23 protein-coding genes and 1 pseudogene are annotated in these 27,000 nt (G+C 30.3%); 5 read left to right on the top strand and 19 right to left on the bottom strand.

The window, feature by feature from the left end; all coding sequences use genetic code 11:
• Nucleotides 1-50: 50 nt before the first annotated feature.
• The 6 genes from A4V09_RS22655 to A4V09_RS22640 form a co-directional block, all read right to left on the bottom strand.
• Nucleotides 51-773, bottom strand: coding sequence for a class I SAM-dependent methyltransferase (locus A4V09_RS22655; RefSeq protein ID WP_065544325.1), 723 nt, complete (start codon nt 771-773; stop codon nt 51-53).
• A gap of 44 nt (nt 774-817) precedes the next feature.
• The gene (gene lanM, locus A4V09_RS22650; protein ID WP_065544324.1) at nt 818-3,742 is read right to left on the bottom strand and encodes a type 2 lanthipeptide synthetase LanM; all 2,925 of its coding nucleotides are present in this window, start codon (nt 3,740-3,742) and stop codon (nt 818-820) included.
• Nucleotides 3,743-4,139: 397 nt separating this feature from the next.
• A complete protein-coding gene (locus A4V09_RS24750) occupies nt 4,140-4,292 on the bottom strand; it encodes a hypothetical protein (RefSeq protein WP_157123550.1) in 153 nt (50 codons plus the stop codon).
• 564 nt (nt 4,293-4,856) lie between these two features.
• Complete coding sequence (locus tag A4V09_RS24745; protein WP_157123549.1) at nt 4,857-5,012, bottom strand: hypothetical protein; 156 nt, start codon at nt 5,010-5,012, stop codon at nt 4,857-4,859.
• A 151-nt stretch (nt 5,013-5,163) separates the two neighbouring features.
• Nucleotides 5,164-6,045 (bottom strand): sensor histidine kinase, encoded by an 882-nt coding sequence (locus tag A4V09_RS22645; RefSeq protein WP_157766999.1) that lies wholly within the window; start codon nt 6,043-6,045, stop codon nt 5,164-5,166.
• 421 nt (nt 6,046-6,466) lie between these two features.
• Nucleotides 6,467-7,183, bottom strand: coding sequence for a LytR/AlgR family response regulator transcription factor (locus A4V09_RS22640; RefSeq protein ID WP_084043742.1), 717 nt, complete (start codon nt 7,181-7,183; stop codon nt 6,467-6,469).
• A gap of 272 nt (nt 7,184-7,455) precedes the next feature.
• Between A4V09_RS22640 and A4V09_RS22635 the strand changes: the two genes are divergently transcribed.
• From A4V09_RS22635 to A4V09_RS22620, 4 genes and pseudogenes are all read left to right on the top strand, one after another.
• The gene (locus A4V09_RS22635) at nt 7,456-7,812 is read left to right on the top strand and encodes a helix-turn-helix domain-containing protein (protein ID WP_065544321.1); all 357 of its coding nucleotides are present in this window, start codon (nt 7,456-7,458) and stop codon (nt 7,810-7,812) included.
• A gap of 782 nt (nt 7,813-8,594) precedes the next feature.
• Nucleotides 8,595-9,181: pseudogene (locus A4V09_RS26605) on the top strand (IS110 family transposase); the annotation flags it as partial.
• Nucleotides 9,182-9,192: 11 nt separating this feature from the next.
• Nucleotides 9,193-9,732, top strand: coding sequence for a Mu transposase domain-containing protein (locus A4V09_RS22625; RefSeq protein WP_408606844.1), 540 nt, complete (start codon nt 9,193-9,195; stop codon nt 9,730-9,732).
• On the top strand, nt 9,722-10,069 hold the full coding sequence (locus A4V09_RS22620) for an ATP-binding protein (protein WP_242963891.1): 348 nt from the start codon (nt 9,722-9,724) through the stop codon (nt 10,067-10,069). The genes A4V09_RS22625 and A4V09_RS22620 overlap by 11 nt, the downstream gene beginning before the upstream one ends.
• A 21-nt stretch (nt 10,070-10,090) precedes the next feature.
• Here A4V09_RS22620 and A4V09_RS22615 read toward each other — a convergent pair whose 3' ends face one another.
• The 13 genes from A4V09_RS22615 to A4V09_RS22555 all read right to left on the bottom strand — a co-directional run bounded on the left by A4V09_RS22615 (nt 10,091) and on the right by A4V09_RS22555 (nt 25,492).
• Nucleotides 10,091-10,891, bottom strand: coding sequence for an ABC transporter permease (locus tag A4V09_RS22615; protein ID WP_065544318.1), 801 nt, complete (start codon nt 10,889-10,891; stop codon nt 10,091-10,093).
• Entirely contained in the window at nt 10,888-11,685 is a 798-nt protein-coding gene (locus A4V09_RS22610; protein WP_065544317.1) for an ABC transporter permease, read from the bottom strand. The genes A4V09_RS22615 and A4V09_RS22610 overlap by 4 nt, the downstream gene beginning before the upstream one ends.
• Complete coding sequence (locus A4V09_RS22605; RefSeq protein WP_065544316.1) at nt 11,669-12,661, bottom strand: ABC transporter ATP-binding protein; 993 nt, start codon at nt 12,659-12,661, stop codon at nt 11,669-11,671. Before A4V09_RS22605 ends, A4V09_RS22610 begins: the two co-directional genes overlap by 17 nt.
• A 2,210-nt stretch (nt 12,662-14,871) precedes the next feature.
• The gene (locus A4V09_RS22600; RefSeq protein ID WP_065544315.1) at nt 14,872-16,071 is read right to left on the bottom strand and encodes a radical SAM protein; all 1,200 of its coding nucleotides are present in this window, start codon (nt 16,069-16,071) and stop codon (nt 14,872-14,874) included.
• 16 nt (nt 16,072-16,087) lie between these two features.
• Nucleotides 16,088-16,864 carry a bifunctional 3-deoxy-7-phosphoheptulonate synthase/chorismate mutase gene (locus A4V09_RS22595; RefSeq protein ID WP_065544314.1) on the bottom strand — a complete coding sequence of 259 codons (777 nt, stop codon included), beginning with the start codon at nt 16,862-16,864 and terminating at the stop codon, nt 16,088-16,090.
• Between the two features lie 19 nt (nt 16,865-16,883).
• Nucleotides 16,884-18,080, bottom strand: coding sequence for a methionine adenosyltransferase (metK, locus tag A4V09_RS22590; RefSeq protein ID WP_065544313.1), 1,197 nt, complete (start codon nt 18,078-18,080; stop codon nt 16,884-16,886).
• An 85-nt stretch (nt 18,081-18,165) separates the two neighbouring features.
• On the bottom strand, nt 18,166-19,272 hold the full coding sequence (locus A4V09_RS22585; protein ID WP_065544312.1) for a radical SAM protein: 1,107 nt from the start codon (nt 19,270-19,272) through the stop codon (nt 18,166-18,168).
• 24 nt (nt 19,273-19,296) lie between these two features.
• On the bottom strand, nt 19,297-20,655 hold the full coding sequence (locus tag A4V09_RS22580; protein WP_065544311.1) for a class I adenylate-forming enzyme family protein: 1,359 nt from the start codon (nt 20,653-20,655) through the stop codon (nt 19,297-19,299).
• Nucleotides 20,656-20,681: 26 nt separating this feature from the next.
• On the bottom strand, nt 20,682-21,584 hold the full coding sequence (locus A4V09_RS22575; protein ID WP_065544310.1) for a glycosyltransferase family 2 protein: 903 nt from the start codon (nt 21,582-21,584) through the stop codon (nt 20,682-20,684).
• 2 nt (nt 21,585-21,586) lie between these two features.
• Complete coding sequence (locus A4V09_RS22570; protein ID WP_065544309.1) at nt 21,587-22,678, bottom strand: radical SAM/SPASM domain-containing protein; 1,092 nt, start codon at nt 22,676-22,678, stop codon at nt 21,587-21,589.
• Nucleotides 22,679-22,691: 13 nt separating this feature from the next.
• Entirely contained in the window at nt 22,692-23,408 is a 717-nt protein-coding gene (locus A4V09_RS22565) for a PIG-L deacetylase family protein (protein ID WP_065544308.1), read from the bottom strand.
• The gene (locus A4V09_RS22560; RefSeq protein ID WP_065544307.1) at nt 23,371-24,246 is read right to left on the bottom strand and encodes a sugar phosphate isomerase/epimerase family protein; all 876 of its coding nucleotides are present in this window, start codon (nt 24,244-24,246) and stop codon (nt 23,371-23,373) included. The genes A4V09_RS22565 and A4V09_RS22560 overlap by 38 nt, the downstream gene beginning before the upstream one ends.
• Before the next feature lie 34 nt (nt 24,247-24,280).
• Entirely contained in the window at nt 24,281-25,492 is a 1,212-nt protein-coding gene (locus tag A4V09_RS22555) for a DegT/DnrJ/EryC1/StrS family aminotransferase (protein ID WP_065544306.1), read from the bottom strand.
• Between the two features lie 269 nt (nt 25,493-25,761).
• Here A4V09_RS22555 and A4V09_RS22550 point away from each other — a divergent pair, with 269 nt between their 5' ends.
• Complete coding sequence (locus A4V09_RS22550) at nt 25,762-26,925, top strand: IS110 family RNA-guided transposase (RefSeq protein WP_065544305.1); 1,164 nt, start codon at nt 25,762-25,764, stop codon at nt 26,923-26,925.
• Nucleotides 26,926-27,000 lie beyond the last annotated feature (75 nt).

The following is a 27,000-nucleotide window of genomic DNA, read 5'->3' as shown; positions in this document are numbered from 1 at the left end:
ATGGCAAATACATAAGCACTTAGTTTCTAAATGTCTATTTGTCTAAACGCCTAATCATTTACTTTTCGCAAAACAATGGCAATAAAAGTCAGGTAGTTTCTAGCGCCCGCTTCTATAGCAATGCAATCTTGTTTTGCATACTTATTGTTTTGTTTTAGCCAATCACTCCAAGCCTCTTCACTACTTTTCATTTCATAAATATCAACAATTTCTGCTTTACGACAACAACTAATTAAATTTTTCCAATATTTGATATCATGTATAGTGTTAAGCTGATTCTGAGACCAGACAGATAACACCTCAGGAGAATATTGACCTGGAAAATTTTTATTAGTTACTGGTACAGAAATATAAACATATCCACCTTTTTTGAGAAATGAAAGTAAATTATTATCTAGGTACTTAGAATTGCAACCAAAATAATTATAAGAATCGATACTTATAATTCCATCAAAAAAATTTTTTTTAAAAGGAAGCTTATTGGCATCTGCCAAAACAGGTACAATTTCATTTTGGGAGAAGCCCATATTTTCAAAGAATACCTTATTTTTTCTTGGATTAATACAAATATCTGTCGCATATACTTTAAATCCAAATTCATTAGCAAGATATACAGAAGATACTCCCTTACCACAACCCAGATCGCAAACATATCCATTTTTTGCAATACAATTATTCGATAATAATTCTATAAGTAATTTTATAGGATTGGGCCCCATGATTTTTGATTGTATTTCTTTGCAATTATACTCAATATTTTCCAATTTTTTCATATTTAAATACTTCCTCCATAATAATCATATATGTTTTATACTTACTATATGTGGATTCTCATGATATCAGGTAAGTTCGAATCAAGAATAGACAAAAGAATATATCCTATTCCTGTTATACCGGTCATAAATCCAACATTATATTTTTCTGTCTGATGATACTCATTAAATAATAATTCATAAGCACTTGCAATGATTTTGTCTTCATACATAACTTTTTGTATATGATTTTCCATTTCCAAATAACGCAAAATATTAAAATTTCCAATTTTCCCATGACATAAGCAATACTGATCAAGTTTAAATGTAATATTTTTAAAGTTTTCAATATATTTTTCATATGTACAATTATCCATCATAAATTGCGAAAGTTCTTTTCTGACCATTAAAATCCCGCCTAAACCATGGCACCAGTAAGACTTCAGTTCACTATTTAAATAAATATCTTCCTCCTGTACTAGCCATAAGATTATGTCCATATATTCTTTTTTCTTAAAATATTTATATAGCCTTAAATATGCTAGTGTTATACCACTGTATCCATGAGCTACCCCTTCTTTACATTTAAGCAATACCTTGTTATGTTTTTTGATATAATTTATAAGAAAATCGGCATAATAGACAGCTTTTTTAATATAGAGTTGTTTTTTAGTTATGGAATAAAGCTCCGTTAATCCTATAATTAATCCTGAATTACCATAAAGCAAATCAAAATTATCAAAATATATTTTCTCTAAAACTATGCTACAATGGTATTCCGCATATTTAATGAACTTATAATCATTTTTTATTTTATATAGAACTAAATACGTATAAATTATAGAAGCATCTCCACACATTATTCCAACATTTTTAACACAAGAACTCTTAAGATGAGATGTATAAGAAAATACTCTTGATAATGCTCTTTTTTCGAGCTCCATGTACTTATTTGTATCATAAATTTTATTGTATGCTGCCAAAAATATGACAATACCACAGATCCCATTGTATAAGTAAAAATCCGTAATATTGAATTGATGTTGAGCATCGTTATTTATCCAAGAAATATTATTGTGTGTATCATCAGTAATCTTTTCCTCGTCCAATAATCTTATTACATAATTTGTATATCGTGCAATTAATATATCTCGATTATACTTACATTCTCTTTGTAATCTTGATATGTGTATTTTACATTGTTTCCATAAAGGAATATTTAGTGATTTATATAATATTTTTCTTTGAAATTTCAAATCAGTATCAGATAAATATTTTGATACTTCTAAAATATATTCATACGGTGAAATATGGATGAAATCATTTATAATTACATTATTATTGTGATAAATGTCTTTACTATTTGCACTAAGCTCAAAATAAGGTATCTCTCCTTTTAACATAGATAGCACTTCTGTTTTATATAAAATTAAGTGTTCTCGATCTGCATTATCTTCAACGTTTTGCAATAACACCAATTCTCTTTTTCCCCCATCCGTCATAAAATTAGGATGATATGATAATTGAAGTAATTTATAGTAAAAATTTGTATAATTTATCAAAATTCTTGTATGAGAGAAAAATAATTTATTTAAATAAACATTTTTATATTTTAGAATATGATTATATGCCAATGTAAACCCTGCATCAATATCTTTGATAAAACTATCTGCTTCGTAGAAAATACCAGCATACTTAGGCCTATTTTTCTCTACTTGCACTATTCCGTTTTGCAGCTCTACTTTCATGTTTTTTGTTTTAGGATTAATAATGCGAGAAACTTTAGTTTTCAAAATTACTCCCTTTTTTGCAGTTATCCCTGCAAATTTATAGCTTTCTGGATTATTGGTTGGTAAAATTCCACTCCCCACTACGGACCTTGAATATAACCATTTTACTTTTTCTTCAAAATTCATATTCATAGTAAATTTATTTATTCTACTACAAGCAACCTCTATATCAATAAAAACAGGAAATTCTGCAGATGCAATAAGGTTTTCATAATGCATATCTTGAATATCCATAAAATAACATAACATTATATGTATGCCGACCCGTTGGTAATATCTTTTTATTTCACCTAGCGATTGACATTCCTTATATATTATTTCTTTTTCCCATCCATAATCCTTCCTATCAATCATGATATACTGTGGAATTTCTAAACCTTCTATTTTACATAAGAGGTTAAAATAATCATAATACATTTTTTTAAGACCTAATGAATGAGGTTTAAAAAAAATTGCTTTACCATTTATTAACTTTATTTTAATAGTTGCCTTGCTATCTGAATGAATGTCACCGACAAACTCATAATTTGACATTTCTATAGTGGCTAATTTCATTCTATTTTTAATTAATTCTTGATCATTTTCCCAACACATTATAAAATAATTAATAAATTTTGTATAATTAAATATTTTATCTAGTAAACAACGTAATAAAATTGGATAAACCTCTATTATTTCATTAAAATATTTCTCGTCAGTCAAATAGTTATTTAAAAAAATTTTATAGCACAACCCTTCATCTTCTACATTAATTTCTTCTTTTACTAAATCAAATTCTCTTAATAAAACCCTAAATCCTATTTTTGAGAGCAAATAAAAAAGTGTTGTTTCGAATCCTTTACCAAATAATTGAGTAATTGTCGTACCATATTTCTCTTTAACATAATATCGAGCTATTTTAATAAATGGTATATAAAAAGTATAAAAAATTTCTTTGTTAATTTCTGATTCATCAAAATTTTCTAATTCATATTGCTTTTCTCTATATATATACAATAATTCTAAATAATTTTTATCAATAGTTATATCATATTTTTCAGAATCATTTAAATAGCAATAAACTTCTGAGAAAGTTTTGCTTAAATATTCAATCTTTCTTTCACCTAAAATTTTTTCCCAATACTTACAATTGAAGTTTTTTTTTGTGGAAAAATCCAATTTTTTATATTGCCTCTCAAATAAATAACTATATTCTTTCATACAAATCCCTATCTCCAAAATAGCCAATTTTTCACTGTAACATATACGGTAAACCATTAGTATCATACTAGTTTTAATCAATAAGATAATATTTTCATAAAATCATGAATTTTCACGTTGTTCCACAGATAAGGTCACACATAAAATTCGAGTAAATAGATCCTCATAAAAACAATTTTTTCTGATAGGGAATACTAATTAGAGAATCTTTCAAAAGTTTCCCAAATCATCACCAAAACTGATTTGAATGAGATACCAACAGCTAAAACTCTGTCATTTTTACAAAAATTCAGTTTCTACCATTTCTTCAAAACAACTCCCGTTTCCTCTACCATCTTATAATTCGTAAATTTAAAATTACTCCAGCCCGTTGCGAGTTGGAGTAATTCGCTATAATTCACATACAATTTTTGATAGATTGGAGTTTTTCACTCCAAGATGCCAGATCTGCCAGCTGTTCATCGGTCATATCTTTACTCGACCAATGCTCCAGCAGAAATTTAAGATATCCATAAATATTCAAATCGTGTGCTTTTGCCATCTCAACCATTGCATAAACCACTGCACTGACATTCGCTCCGTCTACTGAACAGCCAGTTCTTCCGGCCTATTGCATCAGGTCCGGAGATATCCCCTAACATGAGAACTCCTGAAGCAGACGGAATGTCCTGGTGCCCAGAAATTCGAATTGGTTACATTTGATATCTATTTATCTAACCAATAGTATTACTATTTGAATGGTCACCATCTCCAATTGTTTAAAGTGGTGCCTCATCTAATCGTGTTACATGTAGTGCTATTAGAGTACAAACTTTACGAACATACGCCGTACTCATAGCCTTCATATGTTATAACGAGATAATCTTACTACATTTATAAGCACGATTTGAGGGCTAGAAAACCTGCTGGAATAATTATTTGCGCATCTAACTTTGTCATAGAACACAAAAGCCTTCTGTTCATAGACTTCTGATACTAATTAAAATCATCAGCATCACCTTCTGGAAACAATTATTCCATAATTCATTAGATTTCTTCAAACAAAATAAAAACTCATACCAACTATAATAAATGTTTTACAAACGAAAGCATTTATCATACGCAGGTATATCTTCTAGCAACAGATCAATGTCAAAAAAGAAGAAGTATCAATTGTCCACATTGTATCAGATGTGGATACAACACGTCGCTCATTATCCAACTCCTTGATTTCTTCAATAATATCTCCAATTTCATTACTTCTACTATTTCTTTTAGAATATCTATCCATACATTTCTCTCCTTTATATTATATACATATTTTTATTTATTATATCATGTGTATTTCACTTAAACAAAATGCGGCGCAAATTGCATTTTTTTGACCTTTAACTAATCTTATAAACCATTAACTATTTCAATTCTGTAACCATACAGTCTGATTATCTAAAAATAGTAATATTTACATAAAAAATATTGGAATCATAATTATATTCAAAGTAACCACCATATTCTTCTATGACTTCCCTCGCACTATCTAACCCTAAACCATGTAGGTCTTTATTTTCTTTTGAAGTTATAAGTTTACTATTTTTATATATGGGCTTAATGATGAAACTATTGCTAATCTGTATTTTAAGCATTTCATTTATATGATGAATTTTCACATATATCCAACGCTTTCCTTTCTCAACTTTTTCACATGCTTCAATTGCGTTTTCTAACAAATTATATAATACAATAAACAATTTTTCATCCGAAATTTTATATACCGACGTATCAATAATGGAAATATCATATTCTGTCAAAATATCCTTCTCCATAGCTTCACCTATTTTATAGTTCAAGACAATATCTATTGATTCATTTCCAGAATAAAGTTTTCTTTCTAATTGTGAAATAGGTTCAAGAATGTCCTCTAGAAAATGCAATGCTTTATCTATATTTCCCTTTAGTAGATGCTTTTGCAATAATGTTATATGTGCATTGTAATCATGAAATAATGTTCTAGATTTTTCATAATACTTTTTTAATTCCTGATAATTTCTTTCTAACATTTGTGTCCTTAATGAAATTACTCTCTTTTCTTCTACGACGTTTTTATAGGTAACATAACCTGCTAATATAACTACTAAAAGGATAACTATCATTAAAAAATTGTAGTATGATGAAGCTAGTTCTGTCACTAATGTATCTACATATATCTTTTGATAATATATGATTCCAATGAATTCAATTATAATAATTGCTACTATAGATTTGTAATGCTTTTTTATTTTTAAATTTACTATCCTTTTGATAAAATAATAATATATTGATAACATAACCAACCTGGTAATAAATAATATAATAATTCTTTGTATACATAAATTACGGCTAACATAAATACTTATCCTATCATCTTGCAATAAAATAGACACAGAAAAAATCATAAACATATCTAATAAAGTTAGACTAAAATAATATAATGCTGTACACAAAAAACTTTCTTTTAGAGTTGTGTTATATATTATCTTGAAGGAAATACTTAAAACAATTATAACAAACAAAATTAATATTATTGAGTATAATCTAATATTTCGATTAATATCTTCAATTAATGCTAAAACTATTATAATTATCCAAATAATTTTACTACTATACAAACTTTTATTGTTTAAATTCAGTATCTTGAACAAGAAAAAGGTACTTAACAAGACTTCAAAGAGTCCCAATAAAAATTGAATTATATTTAAAACTAACATATTATTTCCACTTCCAATGTTGATGAATCTTTTCCTTGACTGAATCTCTATAAGTTCTACTTACTTTTAATTCTTCTCCATTTCTCAAAAATATTATATTATGCTCTAATCGCATTATATGAAAAATATTTACGATATAACCTTTATCAATATATATAAACTCAGTTGAATCGAGGTTAGCATACACATTTTTTAATGTATCCCTTAAAGTTACATCATTATAGCGAGTTTTAAATATTACATATTTTTGTTGTTTAAAAATATAAAAAATATCTTTAAATAATATTTTTCCATATCGATTTTGCGTAATTATAGTATAATATTCACGTTTATCTTCTTCCATTCTTTTCCATATAGACTCAAGGGTATACCACAGTTTTTGCTTAATCTGACTTTTCATTATATATTGATACGCATTGTAATCAAAGGCATTTAAGGAATATTTTATATAAGATGTTATAAAGATGATATAACTGATCCTATCCTGTTTTCTTATCTTCTTTGCTAATTCTAAGCCATTAACTTCAGACATTTCTATATCTAAAAAATATATATCATAGTTTTTTTGTTCATCTATTTCATACAAAAGTAATTGTGCACATGTAAAAGCATTTACATTGCATAAAATATTTTTTTTATAACAAAATTTTTTTATTATACTTTGTATTTCCTGTAAATACTCTTCGTCGTCATCTACTATAGCAATATTAATCATCATTAGTACCCCCAAAACAAATAATATCTGTTTTTCACAATTCAGAAGCCTAAATATTATCCAGAATATTATAATTAAAAATATGTATACTTATAATTCTACTTTTTATGGGAAAACTATGTAATATTCTATTAGGACATATTATACCAATAGGCACACTTCAATCAATTAATTTCGGCCTTTATCCCGTCTTTATTTAGACATATTGCACATTTAAGTTATTAAGAAAATTTAAATTTGCATTTACAATACATACATAATACTGGAGGTGCAATATGAACAACGAAAAAATAGATAATTATATATACTTAGGACAACGGATAAGAGAAAAAAGAAAAACTCAAAATATAACACAAGAGTATTTGGCTGAGCAGGTTGATGTAGGAACTACACATATTTCTCATATTGAGACAGGATATACTAAATTAAGTTTAAAAACTTTTATAAAAATAGCCAATGCTTTAAATTGCTCTGCTGATGAATTATTATGTGATTATGTAAATGTTTCTTCAAAAGTTTATAAAAATGAATTATGCATCTTATTAGAAAACTGTAGTGAAAAAGAAATTAGATTCGTTTTTAATATAGTAAAATCCTCCTTAGATCTCTTGCATAAATGTAATTTTAATTAATATTTAAATTATATCATAAATTAATTTATGGGAGTATCCCAAGGTTAACGTCATTAAGTTAAAATTCTTAAAAGAAAGAGACCTTCGCTATATCAAAGAAGATTCTCTTTCTTTTTGGATATAGACATATAAAAATTCAAAAAAGAGCTTGACAGATTACTAAAAATTTGTGGCGAAGCCCTTTGATGTATATATTTCAAGGAGGTGCTGCATGAAACCCGCAGATATTAAAGAAATCCAGACGAGATAATTGATTAGCTTGCTCATAATCCATATCCCTATCTTTCTCATCCGGATAAAGTTTTTACAAGGAAGCGGAAATTATGCTTTAAAACTATTATTGAAATGATAATGGGAATGGGAGGCGGAAGTTTATCCGAAGAGATATTTGAATGTTTTGATTATGCTGAATATACAGTCACAGTCTCTGCATTTGTACAACAACGAACCAAAATCAAACATGAGGCATTGAATTTTTTTCAAAACAATAATTAACGGCTGTGACAAACATCTTCTATTCAACGGATAGCGATTATTTGCTGTAGACGGTTCAGATTTTAGACTTCTCACAAACAAAACAGTTACTTTTTCCTTTATTAAAAATAATGATGAGACAAACAGGCATAATCTGTTACATTTAGATACCCTTTATGATTTTTTACAGCATGTTTATATTGATGCATCTATCCAGTCCAAAATTGGCATGAATGAGCACAAGGCTTTGGTAAACATGATAGACTGATCTGACATTTCAGATAAAGTCATTGTTATAGCTGACAGGGGCTATCATTGACTTTATCAAGTCCGTAGATGGAGAATCCCGTATTGTTATGGAACATAGGACACTATTATGAATCACTAGCCCTCAAACTTTCTCAAACTGGTCTCTTTGTCAGTGCGGTTAATCCTAAACTAATTAAAGATTTTAATGGAAATTCTCTCCGTAAGATTAAATCCGATAAAGCAGCTGTTATAAAAATCGCCTGTTACCCTCTTGACAGTTGGACAGAATTAAAACCGTATAGTGTTATAGACGAGATACATAATCAACTAAAAGCTATGAATCGTCAATTTTGTTTTACATGAAGCATAAAACCGCAATAAAAAACAATTTTATTGGCATTTTTAATCAGACTTATCCAGGCGTAAGTTCCTACTTTAATAGCTTTGCTCGTGTTGATGCTAGTCAAAAATGGATGAATTTTGCCACCACCTATTGATATATGATTGTGTTCGGAAAATTCTATAAACACATACTGCCTATTATCAAAAATGGTGTAAGAGCAAGAAGTACAACTTCAGTACAGCTAAAGCGGAAGAGGTCTATAAAGCAGCCAAAGAACTTGTTCCTGTACTACCAAAGGACAACTACCACATTGCATAGATTTCCAGAACTATTCAATCCCTTATGAGTATGTGCGTAAGAAAGTGGATATACGGTACACTAAGAGCAGTATTGAGGTTTATTACAAAGGGAATCGGATCTGCAGCCATAAACGCTTTTATGGCCGCCGCAGGCAGTACTCCACGATTCTGGAGCACATGCCTGTCAACTATCACTTGTACAGTGAATGGGATAAGGCAAGATTCCTGAAGTGGGCATCTGGTATCGGTGAGTCAACCTATCAGGTGATCCATGGGATCTTTGATTCCTACCGGGTCAAAGAGCAGGCTTATAAGGGATTCCTGTCTCTCCTGAAACTGGCTGATAAATATACTTCAGAAAGATTGGAACATGCTTGCAAAGTAGCTTTGGAGCGAATTCCCAGCCCGCGATATAAAAATATCCGCCTGATTCTGGAATCTAGTAATGACAAGGCTGCTAGCCCATCAAGTCAATCTTCTGAGATGATCCATAACGAAAGCTATTCCCTGGTCCGTGGGGCTTCTTATTACGGAGGCGGCAGCCATGAAAAATAATACGGTGAAAAAGTTAAAGTCTATGAGGCTGCCTGCCTTTGCCAAAGCTTATGAAAAACAGATCGACCAGGAAACTGAATACTGTTCCATATCCTTCCGTGAACGTCTCATGCTATTGGTTGATGCGGAATACGATTCACGACATAATAACAATATCAAAAGATTAATCAAAAACGCGAAGTTCTCTGACTCATCTGCATTTCTTGGAAACATTGAATATCTGCCGGACCAGCATCTAAACCGGGATCTTCTGGAGAGCATGGCGGATAATGACTACATCCGCCAATGGCTGAATGACCCCACCTTTATAATAAATCATACTTCATCAATTTTCTAATTATTTAATATTTATCATATTTCAATTAATACTGTCGTAATGCCTAATACCTCTTTTCCATATAGTATAAGTAATCAATGTAAATACAAGTACAACTATTAAACCATATATAAACTGATATGGAGACATTTCATTTATTAAGCTTTGCACTGGAAACGTTGCTATAATGCCATATGGTAAAATTCCGTAAAATAGAACTTTAAATATTCCATAAAATACTGTTCCCGGTATCTGCATACATAATTCTATACTTACCATTTCCAATTGTTCTAGACCCAATATTGAAGTCGTGTAAAATGCAATTGAACGAAATAGGATTTCCAATTCATAATATAGTAAAAACATAATCGAAATCCAAAACATATATGCAAAAACTTGTTTTATTGTTATTATGTGTTCAATCATCCTCATACCATATGTGATTATACAACAACTCAAAATAATTAATGGAATCGATCCAGGATTAATTTGTTCGAAAGTAAATCTTAATAAAGGACTTACTGGTTGCGTTAAATATAAATCCATTTCTCCAGTTTTTATTTTTTCTGGTATTTTTAAGATTCCAAAAAAGCAGATAACCATATTTAATGCATTAATTAAAGAAAATGTTCCTATATATATTATCATTTCCGCCTTTTCCCAACCACCGATATTAGAAATGTTCTGATAAATTATCTCAAATACTGCTATCTGAATTAAAAATAAACTCGCATCAACAAAAAATGGTCCAAAAAAGCTCAATCTAAACATCATAAGATTCTGAAATCTTAATTTAGCTAACGCTTTAATAATTCTTATATTTTTTTTTACTTTTTTTATCATATACCTACCCCATCATACATCTTAACATTGTTTTTCCAGTACTTAATTATAGAAATTTGCATCATTCCACACCAAAATATCATCACTATTAAGCCAGTAATTATTTCATTCACACAGCTCTGTCCTATAAAAATCATGGATGGCAAATAAGTAATATAGTAGAATGGCAACATTTTCATAATATTAAGTATCCATTCTGGAAATAGCGCTAACGGTATAATTCCTCCCGTTACCAATAACACAACATTATCCTTAATTAGTAGAAACGTACTTATTTCTTCATATTTAAAAACTAAGATACCTAACAAAAAATTTAATTGTATCATAAATAAGAATCCCAGCACTATCAAACATAATGCACCTATAATAGCTGACAGATTGGTAATGAAAACAAAATCGATTCTAAAAACTAAGACCCAAACCATCGCAGATAAAATGTCCCATACTAAGTAACTTGGAATTTTCCCTAGCATCATAGATATAAAATAGCCTTCCGTATTTATTGGCAAAATTAAATACTTTGTGAATGTTCCTTGTCTTACGCTCATGGAAATTTCCGTACTTATTTTTTTGGACATATCCATTTGTGATAAAAAGGATTGTATTATATAATATGACATCATACTATTTAGAGAGAAACCATTTATCATAGATTCCCCTGCAAATATAGCATTCCATAGTAAATATGCAAATATTATCCTTGTGACTGAAAAAAAAACACTAAACAATACATCTGCTCTCCAAATAAATTGTACCTTAAAGTAAACTTTCATTACCTCAATGTACTTGTTCATAATCATTGCTCCCTTCTTGGTAAATCCGCTCAACAATAGTTCCTATATCTTCTGTTTCAATCGAGATATCTCTAGGATTATATTTCAATATTTCTCTAATTACTCTACCGGCATTTTCTTGATCAACTACAATTATCTTTTTTGATGGCTTATCTACAATTATTTCTACTTCCAACCCTAAATTTAATTCTAAATTATTATCAAACAGAACATTTATACACTTATTCTTTTGATACTTTTCAAAAAGATACGAAGTATTTCCATCGTATATCTTACTACCATTATTTATAACTATAGTTCTTTGACACATACTTTTAATATCTTCCATATAATGAGATGTTAAAAGTATAGTTACATTTTTTTCTTTATTAATGACTTTTAAATATTCTCTAATCTGCTTAGCTGCTATAGCATCAAGACCTATTGTAGGCTCATCCAAAAATAAAATTTCAGGTTCATGCATCAATGCAACCATTAATTCCATTTTCATTCTCTCTCCTAATGATAATGTTCGTACTTGTACATCCAATAAGCGATTTATTCCTAGTAAATCAGCAAAATATTTCCTATTTTGACAAAATCTCTCCTCAGAAATGTCATAAATTTCTTTGTACAATCGTAATGTATCATTTACTGTAAGTTCATAAAATAACTGGCTTTTTTGTCCCATGACAATTGCATATTTTTTTTTAAATTCAGGTTTCAAATCATTTGGATAGTATCCTAACACATTAATCTCACCAGATGTTGGACTAATTATCCCCGTCAACATTTTTATCAATGTTGTTTTTCCTGCTCCATTAGGTCCTATAAGACCTACAAATTCTCCTTGGTTAATTGAAAAAGTTATTCCATCAACCGCCCGTTTTGGGACATATTGCCTTGTAAACAATCCTTTAACACTTTCTAATATTCCTTCCTTTTTTACATATCTTTTATAAATCTTTGTTAAATCCTTTACTTCTATAACCGCCATATAAAATTCTCCTTATAAAACTATAAATCTTTTTAAAATGATTTGCTTGTTCCATTATCCTATTATGCCAGCATCTAACTATTTCGGTTATTATTTATTCTTTTATATTCTTTTAATTTCTACTATAAACTAACATAATGCTTATTTTGAAAGTGTAAGTTATTTTCAAAAATATAAACTTTGACCATTTAGTAACCGGCAATCAAACGACTACAATATCTAACTGTAGGCCATCCCCTTGACTTGAAAAAATCTTCCTCGTTCATGTAGCGTTAAATTGAATCCCCAACCGGTTACTACTACATAACACAGTCTGACACATACAAACATCAAAGCATTCTATACTCATGTAAAATGTTGTTTACTTTTGTTCAATGTTTAGTATCACGCTTGAAATACACGCTAGTATTATTAGTCCAAACCCAAGTCAGTACTGAACAAAAAAACCCTAATAGGCTAAAGTTTTTTCAAGGCCATACTTCACCTTTTTACTAGCTGAACTACCTTCTCTTTTCCCTGCATGGATTAACTTTTCAGCTTGCTTATCAAGCAAGACTATTTAATCACTATTATGCACAAAATCCTTTAAATCGTGCTTTATAAAGTCTTCATTGAATATTACGGTAAAGCCGAACCGTCAAGTCAATGTAGCACAATTCACTTGTCTGAACTGACGGAGTTACCTGTTGATAGTTACTCAGTCTAAGCCAAATTCATGCCATATGCCTCTATCGTAATGATCGATCGATACTCTCACAATATTAATCGAAATACAATTCATAATGGCATCTGCAAAAGTTCTCTCTACTGCAGGTGTGCTGATACCGCTCATTTTCCTGAAGCTGGCAAAGAAAAATGGTCAATGACTTTCTTTATGTATTTATAAAATAGTTCAAAAAAGATTTCTAATTTCAGATTCTGTAAGTTTAAGCAGAAGTCATTCACCAATAGTCAGTACAACTAACTCGGTATATTTCTTCAATACACTGGCGAAGGTGCCAAGATTTCTGGTACCTGCAGATTCAGCATCAGTTCAATTCAAGTATCTCTTACCATTTCTAGTATTCCTAGTGAGCAAGATGTTTCCGTATTCTATGATATATTTACAAGTGACCAAACGGCTGTTCAAAGTTTTGTTCAGTTTGTCAAGGGCAGCACCACTACAACGAGGCATCCATCTTTACAATTAGTGTTCCAGTAAGTAATCTACCAAATCCAAGATCATGAATTTGGACTAGCTCTCACTCTCCGAAACGGTGATTCAAAGTAATGAAGTATAATCAATTTGATTATATAATCTTATCCGATATGGTTCTATAACCTCCTCTAGTGATTTTTATTGTAGTAATCTAGTTCTTCCAAACCAATATATGACATATTCTTATTATCATGAAATCTCATTCTTATAAAATTTATTATACATCACCTTAGCTTTTTCCTTCTCCGACTCTAATAAACTAGTTCCATTAAATTCTATTTCCTGAATAAAAATCTTCTCCTAAATTCTATCTAAAATAAAAAACCATGAAACTATAGCCTAGGCATATAATTTCATGGTTAAAATAAAATATATATGATATAACTGAATTCTTTTACATTTTATGAAGAATGAAATTAAAGCTTTCTAGATACAACAACAAAACAATACGTGTAAACTCCTCGTATCATTCCATTTCGTACAATATTTAATTCAATATTGGTCTTTTGTATTCTACAATGCTTAACATACATTTCTCCTTTTTTATATCATATAATACTATTCTACTTTAGTCAACTACTATATTTTTTATTACAGTTCATATGTCCCCAGAAGGCGATCTGCTGTATACTCGTACAAGGAACAAGAAATCTTTTGACAATTACGAGGAACACCTTTTTACGAGTAAAAAAGCCTCATTAGTTAAACCAAATGTCAAATAGAATTTTGCAAGTAGCACTTCTTGAATAATGTCCTTTATTGTTCTCTCTTGATTCCATGTTCCTATATAAATTCACTTAAGAATCTTGACATTAGCAGTTCTCTAAGCAGGTAATAGTTAATTCTATGCATACGGACTGCAAAAGTACAATACCCCTCTCCATTATCTTAACTCATGAAAATTGTTTTATAGTAGAATGTCTTTTGATTGATCCTTTATGTCCATATTTTTTTCAACATCCTATTAACCCTTTAATACGTCACCATCACCCTTCTTAACAAATTAACTTTATCATATTATTTGATATGTATTCTCACAAATATAATAGCCTTTTTCTTTTCGTATAAATTCCTCTATATTATATCGGTTTCTAAATATTCTATAATTATGACTATCCATTCTACTCTTTTTTTCTTTCTTACGCCGTTCAAATGCAACCATTATCTGCAACCCACGTTTTTTCATTTCTTCTTCTCTAATTTTTGATTTAAAATTATAAGAAGCAGTTCCTGGAATGTCAGAATAATCATGAATATAATAATAATCAAAATAGGCATCATTTTGCACAAATTCCAGTAATTTACTAAACTGTGCATCTGTTTCACCTGGAAATCCATATATGAAATCTGTAATTATTATTGTTTTTGGAGATACTTCCTTTAACTTTATTACCATATCATATATTTCAGAAAAAACAGTATCTCTCCCCATTTTTTTTAAAATTGCATCATCAACATGTTGAAGGGGTATATGTAAATAGGCAAAAATATTCTTCTCCGTCAATCGTATAAATTCTTCTTTATACTTTATTAAATTATGGGGGTGCAGATTTTCTATATAAAATTGAATAGTAGAATCCATCTGTATTAACTTGTCTAGTAAGTTTATAATATTCTCCCCATTATCATACCCATATACGGAAGTATCTGTTCCTGATAAAGCTACATTTTTATATCCGCATTTAATGGCAACAGCGTACTCTTCACAAATATCTTGTATCTTCTTACTTTTTATACTTCCGTGAGCTTTATTAATGATACAATAAGTACATCTTCTTAAACAACCTGTAGAAATAATAATGGTAAATAATTCGTTTGGGTATTCATCTGAAAATTTATATACATTTGGTGTTTTTATATCAGAGAATTTATTCTTAGCACAAATTATTTCATCTAAAATATTTTCTTCTCCATATGCTATCATACGACCATCAAAAATTTGTTGAAGCTTATCCCTATATGTAATAGCTTGACATCCCATTATAATAGTAGATTCATAATCTCCCTTTTTGGCATAAATATCTGATAATGCATTTTTCACATACAAGTACACTAAGTCTATAGCCCCACAAGCCACTATGATAATCAAATCCGCATTTAAATCCTTACTAATTTCCCAGTTGTTTATACGAAAATATTTCTCTAACCTACTAAAATATCCTGCTAACTCATCGCATTCTAAATTATTAGAAATTATAGTAACTTTTTTCATCAATATTCTATTCCTTTCATAATTTTAAATTCTTTAACACATTTTCAAATTCATTTATCGACAATTGTTGTTTTTGATCTGATAATGCCTTATCTGGATTAGGATGTACTTCAACCATAAGTCCATTTGCCCCTGCAGCGACAGAGGCCTTAGCCATGGGAACAATAATATCCTTTCGCCCAAGAGAATGACTCAAGTCAACAATAACTGGAATTTCAGTGTCTTCTTTTATAAGTGCTACAATTGATAAATCTAAAGTATTCCTCGTTGATGTTTCGAATGTTCTTATTCCTCTTTCACAAATAATAATGTTATCATTTCCGTTATTAAGGATATATTCTGCTGCTAACATTAATTCTTTATATGTAGACATAAAGCCTCTTTTTAATAAAACAGTTTTCTTTAATTTTCCAAGTTCTTTTAATAATGGATAATTATACATATTTCTTGCTCCAACTTGCAATATATCTACACAACTTTGAATGTCATCCAAATCGCGAATATCCAAAATCTCCGTAACGCCAATCAAATTGTATTCATCACATACTGCTTTTAAAATATGTAGACCTTCTTTACCTAGGCCTTGAAAACTATACGGAGAGGTTCTAGGTTTATAAGCACCTCCTCTAATGTATTTCAAAGAATGTCTTGAAATACATTGTGCTACTTTTGACATTTGCTCATATGACTCTACTGCACAAGGGCCTGCCAAAATCACATTCCCATCCATTTGCTTATTAATTTCTTTAAACTGTCTTTTATAAATATTTAACGTTTTCATATCATTATCCATATTGTTTTTTTACTCTTTTTTAACAGACTGTTTTTACTAGTTGTTTTATTTCATCTACTTTATCCAATTTCTCCCATGCAACATTTAAATCACTTCTTCCAAAATGCCCATATGCAGCCACTTGCTTATAAATTGGTGTTTTTAAATTAAGTGAGGTAATTATTCCATTAGGAGTTAAACTAAATACTTTATGAATAATTTGTATTATCTGTTCATCACTAATTATACCGGTACCAAAAGACTCTACTGCAATAGAAAGTGGGTTAGCCACTCCTATCGCATAGGATAATTGTATTTCACATTTTTGGGCAACACCTGCAGCAACAATATTTTTAGCAATATATCTAGCCATATAAGCCCCTGAACGGTCAACTTTAGTCGGATCCTTTCCTGAAAAAGCTCCTCCGCCATGGTGGGCAACACCTCCATATGTATCCACGATTATTTTACGGCCTGTCAGTCCACTATCACCTTGCGGACCGCCAACCACAAAACGTCCTGTCGGATTAATAAATATTTTTGTTCTAGAATCAATCATATCGGATGGTAAAACAAAATCTATAACCTGATTTCTAATATCTCTTTCCAATATTTCACGGCTTACATTACTATCATGTTGTACTGAAATCACAACCGCCTCTATTCTAGAAGCAATTCCATTATTATATTCCACAGTTACTTGACTTTTTCCATCTGGCCGCAAGTACGCTAATACATTTCTTTTACGTAAGTCATCCAATCGCTTTACTAATTTGTGCGCCAAAACTACAGGATAAGGCATATATTCCACAGTTTCATTAGTTGCATATCCATACATCATTCCCTGATCCCCGGCACCAATTGTTTTTTCTACATTTGCTTTTTCTACCTTTGTTTTATACTCTAACGATTGATCTACTCCTTTAGATATATCTTTCGATTGTTCGTCTAATGATATTAGCACACCACATGTTTGTGCATCAAAACCTCCAGCTAAATTGTTATACCCAATATCACTTATTGTATTTCTTACTACTTTAGAAATATTAAAATTTGCTTTTGTAGTAATTTCTCCCATAACAATTACTAGGCCAGTTGTAATACAAACTTCACAAGCCACTCTACTTTCAGGATCTTGCTTTAAAGCTGCATCTAAAATTGCATCTGAAATTTGATCACAAATTTTATCCGGATGACCACTTGTTACTGATTCTGATGTAATAAATACTTTACCCATACTTTTTCTCCTTTTACATATCTTATAGTTCTTTTGTTTTTTATCATTTGATATATCTACCGTTAAATTTTCTCTGTTAAACCAGCTATTTTACATTTTTTATTATCTCTTTACGTAACTCGTTCATCATTTTTAAAGTTGTTTTTCCAGAAAACAGTTGCATATTACATAGCTCTTTATCACTTATTTTACCTTCAAAATAGAGATTAATAATTTCAGAAACCGTAAAACACTCTCTACAACTTCTTAACTTAGGTGGAAACATGTCATATATATTATAAATTCTATTTTTTTGAATTTGTTCTATAATCTCTTTTCTATTTTGAGAATTAATATTTGCAACACGCACACTCCAGTCCATACAACACGAATAAATATCTCCATTATAAAATGTTTGTACAATGGCTTTAGGGATATAACATTTTATATTTCTATATCCATTTTCATAATAATTCATTAAACTTTCAACATATTTTATAGGAGGCAATACTTTGCTATATAAATCATACCGTTCAAGAATTTTGAATAACTGTTTTTGATCCTGTTTCGATGGAACAAACATTTCACTTCCTTTTCCCCTTACCGGAAACGGTAGCAACAAAATATCCCCTTCTATATCATTAAAAAACTTAACAACTTCTTCATAATCTTTTGTATTTCTATCCGTTAAACATGATGCTATTTCTAACGGGATTCCCAATTTAATTATATGATTGATATTATTCAATATAATCTCTTGCTGGTAGCTACTATGTACTCTATGTGCATTTAACTCTTGTGTATGCCCATCTAATGATATATGTAACACACAATTACCAAGTTCCTTAATTTCTGATAGTATGTAAGGTGTTAAAAAAAAACCATTACTAATAATTTGTACTGTCTCAAATTTTTCATGTATTTTTCTTAATAAATACATGATATTTTTTAAAAGAAAAAGTTCTCCACCACAAATTCTTAATATTGGAGTTGGAAAGCACTGCGTACTATTCATCAAGACATTTGCAACATAGTCAAAAAATTCTATATTATCACCCGATTTATCATAATACTTTGAAATTTTATATGGAATACTTTTCTGCTCTACTGTTGCATTCGAGTATATACAGTAATCGCAACTAAAATTACATAATTCAGGTAATATACAAAAATCATTCATTATATATGTATAGCCAAAACTAGATACTTTCAAATTTTCCACCTCATTATATTTATCCTATAATTTACTTTTACCCAATAAATTTCTTTTTATAAATGGCACAAATTCAATTTGTGTTGGGCACTTGTACATAGTCATTTTTTTTATGCAGTGTTTATAAATTTCATGCTTTGTTATTCCCTGCCCTACGATTATTGCTTTGACATATTCGCTTTTATCATTTTTTACCCCTTTTACAACGATGCAGTCCTGTACACCTGGATACATACGTATCACTTCTTCAACTTCATACGGATTGACCTTTTTCCCCCCTACATTTATTAATTTCTTTAATCTTCCCACTATAAATACATTCTTATTATCATCAATATATCCCAAATCGCCCGTTATAAAATATCCTTCGGCATCAAAATCATCATTTGATTCGTATGCATATCCCTTCATCATATAAGCTGCCTTAACCCTCAATTCTCCCACATTTCCTATTTCTAATTCATCCCCACATGAATTACATATTTTAATACAAACCCCCTCCATCGGCTTTCCTACAGACAGAACAGGTTCTGAAGTCATTCTCGATATAATGCCTCCTGTTTCCGTACTCCCATAATTTGCACATAAATCTATCCCGTATTTATTTCTCATCTGATCATATAGCTCTTGAGTAACTTGTCCTGCTCCAACTAAAGCAGTCTCAACAGAATTTAAAGTATACTTTTTATTTGTATTGGTTCTCAATAGTAGCTTAACCATTATTGGAACTAAAACTAATATTTGAATTTTATTCAATTCAATAACTTTCAAAACTCTTCTAGGAACAAACTCTTCTGTCAAAAACAAAGTACAGCCACTCATAAATGCTGTCATAAATGCAGCTCCTAATGCAAATGAATGATAAATAGGTGCAACACTTAATATGCTTTTAGAGCTATTCACCTTCATTAATTTCTTATAAGTCATTCCTTCCTTACATAAACTGCTAAGCGTTCTCACACATACTTTTTCATGCGCTGTTGTTCCAGAAGTTAAATGATAAATACCACACTTCTCTTCGTCTGGAAAAGAAAAACTCTTGCAACTATTTTTGTCGTCTTTAATACTATTATATAGACCATTATCAAAAATTTTAGCCCCTCTTTTTTTATACTTACGTATAAGTTTTTCAGCATCATCCTTGTCAATGATTGGCATAACCCAACATCCTATTAATAAAAAACTAAGAAAAAGAATTACAAAGTCTATTTGCGAATCGATACATAATATTACAACATCCTTTGGTCTAAATTTGAGTCTACTTAAACTATTACTAAGTATACATAGCTGACTATACAATTCTTTATATGTAATTTTCTTATAATAGTTATCTATTGCCACTTTTTCTGATTCTGCATATAAACATAACTTATCAAACAGCATTTATATCCCCCCTCTCAATAGAACTATTAATCAATATAATTTCTACAATAGTTTAAAAACTCCTGTTTGTTCCATTTTCCTTCAACGAATTTTTCAAACGCAATAATTGAAATATCCTGATGCTTACTATAAAAATGCTCCAATGTTTTATGATGCTCTAACTTATAATTTTTTCTATAATGTGTCATATGAAAATTTGCAGCTAAATATGAATAAGCAAATTCTTTCCCTTGCTGGTATAGCCTATATCCAAGTTCTAAATCTTCACATCCCCATAATATTCCAAATTGCTCATCAAACCCAGATAATTCTTCAACCCAGCTTTTCGGAATACTTGTATTGCCCCCATTAAACATTAGCCATCGAAATTTACTATTCATTTTATATATATTCTCAATCACATCTTCAAATGTAGAAACCTTACCTTTTGAAGATATTTTTGCATCAAAACTACTATAAATATCCTCTTGATTTATACACATTTTTAAAAGGTTATGATAATTTCTAATATGCTTAATTTCATCATAAAATTCTCCGGTACTCGGGTCCTTAAAAAAGCGCAATGAATTTAAATTATAAATTCTTCCATGTACTATTTTAGTATTTTTTTCTTGTATATTTAAATGTTCCTGTATAAAATTAGGGCTTAATATTAAATCATCATCAATGAAAAGCAATAGATCAAATTTGGAATGTCGAATACCTATATTTCTGGCAGCGGCACGTCCAACATTATTTACCTTATAATATTGATAATTGAATTGAAAATTGCTACTCATAAAATAAGCATCTGTATCATCGGTAGAACCATCATTAATAAAGATTACCTCATACTTCTCCTTACTGATTTTTTGGCATAAAAGAGACGTAATAGTTAATTTAAGTCTAGGTAATTTATTGAATGTTGGTATAATTATACTTATTTTCATATTCATCCTTTCATATGACTTTTAAACTCTTTTAGTATTAATTGTATCTCTGGATTAGCATATAAAGGTAACTGAACTATGTCTTGAAAAGACATATGATTTGAAAAATATAAGTTTATTATATCTAACGATGTCATGCATGAATGACAATATGGTAATCTGGGCTTGTCTTTCAAAAATAGTTTATAAATTTTATCATTACTCATGTTTTTTACGATAGTATTAGGTGCGTCATTTAAAATATTTCCTATTTTATTAGTCCAACAATTGGGGCATGGTACTATGTCTCCATTATCAAATAGCTGGATCATGACTTTAGGAATTACACATGGAAGTTCCCTTTTTTGTCTCAAAACATTAATTACCTCTTCAATATATTTAGGAGAAGGTAAAACGTTTTGAAATTCGGAATATCTCTTAAGTATCGTTTCAAACTGTTCAATTTGATGCTGATAAGGAAAATATTTCTCTCTAATTTTGCCTCTAATTGGAAAAGGATATGCCTTTATTTTTCCACAATATCTTTGCAAATACTCTAAAAATGACAAATAAGACCCTGTATTTACATTTGTCAAAACACTCCCAACTTCTATTTCAAAGCCATAGGAATACGCTAATTCTAAATTAGCCAATAATTTATCATTTGCCCTTTTATTTCCAATACGGAATTGATTTTGTTGTAATGTATTTCCATCTAAAGATATATGTAATTGGCAATTTTTTACTTTAATAAGCTTATCCAACAATTGCCTATCTAACAATGAACCATTGGTAATTACTTGAATTGCTTTAAAATGGGTTTGTTTTCTTAAAAATTCATCAATATTTTTAATAGCAAAAAGCTCTCCACCACTGATTCTTAATATGGGAGCATCAAATAATTTTAAAATTTTTTCCATAACCTGATCTAAACGTTTTGCCAGTTCACTATTTCGCTCATACACAATCGCTTCATTTCTTTTCTTATCATTATGACTATTATTATCAAATTCATTTGATAAACAATATTTGCAATTAAAATTGCAAATATCTTCCCTTATAACAAAATCAATAAAAAGTAAATTAATCTTCCCATCTTTCATATATAATTTCATTTTAATCTCCATATTAAACTACATTTTTCAACCTTATTTTCCATATTCTTTCTGCACTCATATGTTTTGAAAAGCTTTGAGCATAATTAATAATTCTGTTTATCATTGTCGTTCCTATTTGACTTCTATAAATTTTGAGAAGATGTTCTTTTTGTTTTATATAGTCAGAAATATTAATCAAAATCACTTCTAAATCATAATTATCCCGAATAAATACTGATAATGATATATCTCGCCATTCAGAATTAAGCGCATACGGTAGTTCTTCATAAATATAAAATTGAATCGTTTTATGATTTTCTTTAGCAAATTGAAAAAGAGCCTCTTTTACAATTAAATGATCAATATGCTTTCCACACCCCATTGGTATATATATTTCATCAATTTTCCATTCTTTACAAATTCTTGAAATTTCATTTTTTATTATTGTAATTAAGAACTTCTCTTTCTCTGTCAGCTGGCTATTTAGGATTTTGCTTAAAGGTATATTTTCTCTCATTTGTATTTCAGGGAGATGACTATAAATAACTTCACATCCCATATATGAAATTGCTCTATTTTCTTCAAGCATAATGTCATTCATATGCGTATGCTTTTTGGTTATTGTATAATTTTGATTCGAAAACACGTCCCAAATAACAAAATTGTTTCCTTGGTATTTTAAAATGAACCCACCAAGTGAAAATGCAGCATCATCTGGATGTGGAGATATTATCAATTTTCTTTTCATTTGTTTTACCCATTAAAATTATTTTTTCTAAACTCATATTTAACACTTTTAAAGATTCAAATTGCGATTGCCCATGTTTTGCAAAAGTCTCTATTGTTAAATAACCATTATATTTTAATTTCCTAATTGACTGCATAACCTCTTTCCAGTTTACTTGTCCTTCTAATGGATTAACAAATTCAATTAAAGTATTATTTCTTCTTTTTCGTATATCTGTAATATGAACTTTACCAATTCTATTCAATTCATTAATCCACAAATCAGGAGGAGTAAAAAAAGCTGCATTTCCTATGTCAATACATGAACTAACCCAACCAGAATCAATACTATTACAAAAATTTGCAAATTCTATCGGACTTAGCAACAATCCTTGCCATACATTTTCTACGCACAATAACACTTGTTTTTTTTCAGCATATTCGGCTAATCCTTTAATTTGTTCTTCCGCCCTTAAGATACAATCTTTATATGAAAATATGTTAGTTATTTTCCCTGGAGAAATAGATATCGAAGGAATATTTAATTCATGAGCAATGTCTAACATTTTTTGACATATATGATATGCTTTATTTCTCTCACTTTTCTCTTGAGAAATTAAGCTAATATTATTTAATAATAAAGTAGACATACTACTAATTTCTCCACCGATATTATCTATACTCTTTTTTAATTGATGTAAATCGGAAAGCTTAGAATTATAGGCAATATCTCCATTTTCCCATAAAGAAACCTCCAGCCCATCAAACCCTGCCATTTTAACTTCTTTTAAAGCATTAATTACAGAAATATTACCTGATATACCACCTTTAAGCGCCCAAATAGTAATAGATTTTTTCATATAAAGCTCCCCTTCCAAATCTATTGATAAAAAATTAGTTGCTTATCTCATAACAATAGGTTTGTATTTTCTTTATTCCTAATATAATATCATCCATATCTTCATATGTTCCCAGCAAAACATTTTGATGAATCCAAACTGCTTGTTTACAGATCATTTCAGTTATAGGACACTTATTATTTCCTGTTTGAGGCAATATAGGCACTCTATATAACGGAGATCCATATCCTTCATCACATGGTATACCTTCACAATTCAGAGCTAATATAAATCTCTTTCTACTTAAACCTTGAAAATATTCTTTATTATAAGAAAACGTAAAAAGATGATAATCTCTCATTCTTGCTTGCCAAAGTGTACGTGTCGGTTCAATTCCCTCAATATCTTTCATTTTATCAATCAAATAAATAGCATTTTTATAACGTATTTGTTCATATTTATTATTAGATTTTAATTGTGCTACTGCTACTGCAGCTTGAAACTCTGTCATCCTATAATTTGATCCTAAGGTACTATATTCATACCATTTCCCATTGAATTTTCGTCCACACATATGTATGGAATATGCCTTTTCATAATAGTCTTTCTTGTTAGTAACTAGTATTCCACCTTCACCGCATGTCAAATTCTTAGATGATTGTAAGCTGAAACAACAGATATCCGATAACTGACCCGGCGTTTTTTCATTCCATTTTGAATTAATAGCATGTGCAGCATCGCTAATCAAAATTAAATTATATGTTTTAGCGATATTATGTATTGCATTAAAGTCAACAAGCTGCCCCGCAAAGTGTACTAAGACAATAGCTCTTGTTTTTTTGCTAATACAATCTTCTATTGACTTTGGAGAGATATTCCATGTAGCTTCATCAATATCTGCAAAAATTGGCTTCCCCCCAATTTTTAAAATGCATGACACGCTTGAAATAAAAGTATATGGTGTTACAATTACTTCATCCCCCTTTTCTAAGCCAATTGTTTGCAAAGCAATCTCTAATGCAGCAGTACCACTTGATACCGCCAATGCATATTTGGTTTTCTGCATTTTAGAAAAACACAATTCTAATTTTTCAATATACCCTGAATTTAATTTACAAGTGGTATTACTATCTTGGGCCGTTCTAGCCCATCTTCCACTTTCCAACGCATTGAGAATATATTTTTTATCCTCTTCACTTATATAAGGATAGTCTGGAAAAGTATTTATTCTTGTTTTATCTCCTCCAGTAATTGCTAGTTTACCCATTCTTTTCTTGTATGATGTTTATAGAAGCTAAAACATCACATTTTCCTTTCTTTTAGTGATGTGACATAATACATTCAGATGCTGTGGACTTTTGATTTTCTTCTGTAGTCCAACTACTTAAAGGAGTGTATTGCCACGGTTTTATCTGAATCATTTATAAGCTGGATGTTGCCACGAGGGAATTCCTTCCCGAGCACTTATTTCAATCAAGTCTATGAGGGTAAACACCTGTGGAATTGTCACAGTATCACACTCAGAAAGGAGATCTTATGATTTACGTAGGCATTGATATTGCCAAACTCAACCATTTCGCCTCTGCCATTTCTTCAGATGGTGAAATTATGCTTCAACCGTTCAAATTTACAAATGACTATGATGGCTTCCATCTGCTGCTTCACAAGCTCCATTCTTTGGATCCTGACAGCCTCATCATAGGTCTTGGATCAACGGCTCACTATGGCAACAACCTTCTTGAATTCCTTGTCAAACATAACTACAAGGTCTGTGTCATAAACCCTATCCAGACCTCTGCAATGCGAAAGAACAACATTCGCAAAACAAAAACGGATAAGGTAGATACTTACATAATTGCCAAAACTTTAATGATGGATCCTCACCGTTTCTTTTCGCAGCATGATCTTTCAATCATGCACTTAAAGGAATTGGGGCGTTTCCGCATGAAACTAATCAAGAAACGTACCCAGGGCAAGATCCAACTAATGTCGTATGTTGATCAGGCTTTCCCTGAACTGCAGTATTTCTTCAAATCTGGCATCCACCAGAAATCTGTGTATGCAGTTCTTAAAGAAGCACCTACGACCAAAGACATTGCTTCTATGCACCTGACCCATCTGTCACACTTGCTTGAGGTTTCCTCCCACGGTCATTTCAAGAAAAACACAGCGACTGAATTAAGGATTCTGGCACAGAAGTCTGTCGGTTGCAACGACAGTTCTATATCTACTCAGATAACTCAGACCATTGAACTAATCGAGTTACTGGATAGCCAGGTTCATGACGTTGAATCTGAAATGGAATTGATTGTCAATTCTTTGGATTCCGTCATTATGACCATTCCGGGCATTGGTTTTATCAATGGCGGAATGATACTGGGCGAGATTGGCGATATTACGCGCTTCTCCAGCCCTTCAAAAGTGCTTGCATTTGCTGGTCTTGATCCGACTGTCTATCAGTCTGGAAACTTTAATGCCAGCCATACCAAGATGTCCAAACGTGGGTCTCGTCCCCTTCGCTACGCTTTGATAAATGCAGCACATAACGTTGTCAAAAACAACAAAACCTTTAAAGATTACTATGATCAGAAAATCTCAGAGGGAAAGTCCCATTACAACGCCTTAGGACATTGTGCCGGGAAGTTAGTTCGCATCATTTATAAAATGCTCACTGACAACGTTTCATTTAATTTGGATTAATATCTGACCGTTCATATATATTTTTAAAAAGCACCCTATGGGAGCTCTATTAAAGTTAGCCATTTTTCCGGTCAG

It is taken from the genome of Blautia pseudococcoides (assembly GCF_001689125.2).
GTDB lineage: Bacteria > Bacillota > Clostridia > Lachnospirales > Lachnospiraceae > Blautia > Blautia pseudococcoides.
The sequence above is the reverse complement of the archived record's forward strand: the minus strand, read 5'-3'. Positions and strand labels throughout refer to the sequence as shown.

Bases quoted from the DNA above. Each gene is read 5' to 3' on its own strand.
- A4V09_RS22615 (WP_065544318.1), bottom strand. From the start codon at position 10,891: ATGATAAAAAAAGTAAAAAAAAATATAAGAATTATTAAAGCGTTAGCT.
- A4V09_RS22580 (WP_065544311.1), bottom strand. From the start codon at position 20,655: ATGCTGTTTGATAAGTTATGTTTATATGCAGAATCAGAAAAAGTGGCA.
- A4V09_RS24745 (WP_157123549.1), bottom strand. From the start codon at position 5,012: ATGGATAGATATTCTAAAAGAAATAGTAGAAGTAATGAAATTGGAGAT.
- A4V09_RS22595 (WP_065544314.1), bottom strand. From the start codon at position 16,864: ATGGATAATGATATGAAAACGTTAAATATTTATAAAAGACAGTTTAAA.
- A4V09_RS22570 (WP_065544309.1), bottom strand. From the start codon at position 22,678: ATGAAATTATATATGAAAGATGGGAAGATTAATTTACTTTTTATTGAT.
- A4V09_RS22655 (WP_065544325.1), bottom strand. From the start codon at position 773: ATGAAAAAATTGGAAAATATTGAGTATAATTGCAAAGAAATACAATCA.
- A4V09_RS22560 (WP_065544307.1), bottom strand. From the start codon at position 24,246: ATGAAAAAATCTATTACTATTTGGGCGCTTAAAGGTGGTATATCAGGT.
- A4V09_RS22640 (WP_084043742.1), bottom strand. From the start codon at position 7,183: ATGATGATTAATATTGCTATAGTAGATGACGACGAAGAGTATTTACAG.
- A4V09_RS22610 (WP_065544317.1), bottom strand. From the start codon at position 11,685: ATGAACAAGTACATTGAGGTAATGAAAGTTTACTTTAAGGTACAATTT.
- A4V09_RS22645 (WP_157766999.1), bottom strand. From the start codon at position 6,045: ATGTTATCAATATATTATTATTTTATCAAAAGGATAGTAAATTTAAAA.
- A4V09_RS22600 (WP_065544315.1), bottom strand. From the start codon at position 16,071: ATGAAAAAAGTTACTATAATTTCTAATAATTTAGAATGCGATGAGTTA.
- A4V09_RS22620 (WP_242963891.1), top strand. From the start codon at position 9,722: ATGAAAAATAATACGGTGAAAAAGTTAAAGTCTATGAGGCTGCCTGCC.
- metK (WP_065544313.1), bottom strand. From the start codon at position 18,080: ATGGGTAAAGTATTTATTACATCAGAATCAGTAACAAGTGGTCATCCG.
- A4V09_RS22565 (WP_065544308.1), bottom strand. From the start codon at position 23,408: ATGAAAAGAAAATTGATAATATCTCCACATCCAGATGATGCTGCATTT.
- A4V09_RS22605 (WP_065544316.1), bottom strand. From the start codon at position 12,661: ATGGCGGTTATAGAAGTAAAGGATTTAACAAAGATTTATAAAAGATAT.
- A4V09_RS22635 (WP_065544321.1), top strand. From the start codon at position 7,456: ATGAACAACGAAAAAATAGATAATTATATATACTTAGGACAACGGATA.
- A4V09_RS24750 (WP_157123550.1), bottom strand. From the start codon at position 4,292: ATGGTTGAGATGGCAAAAGCACACGATTTGAATATTTATGGATATCTT.
- A4V09_RS22550 (WP_065544305.1), top strand. From the start codon at position 25,762: ATGATTTACGTAGGCATTGATATTGCCAAACTCAACCATTTCGCCTCT.
- lanM (WP_065544324.1), bottom strand. From the start codon at position 3,742: ATGAAAGAATATAGTTATTTATTTGAGAGGCAATATAAAAAATTGGAT.
- A4V09_RS22555 (WP_065544306.1), bottom strand. From the start codon at position 25,492: ATGGGTAAACTAGCAATTACTGGAGGAGATAAAACAAGAATAAATACT.
- A4V09_RS22575 (WP_065544310.1), bottom strand. From the start codon at position 21,584: ATGAAAATAAGTATAATTATACCAACATTCAATAAATTACCTAGACTT.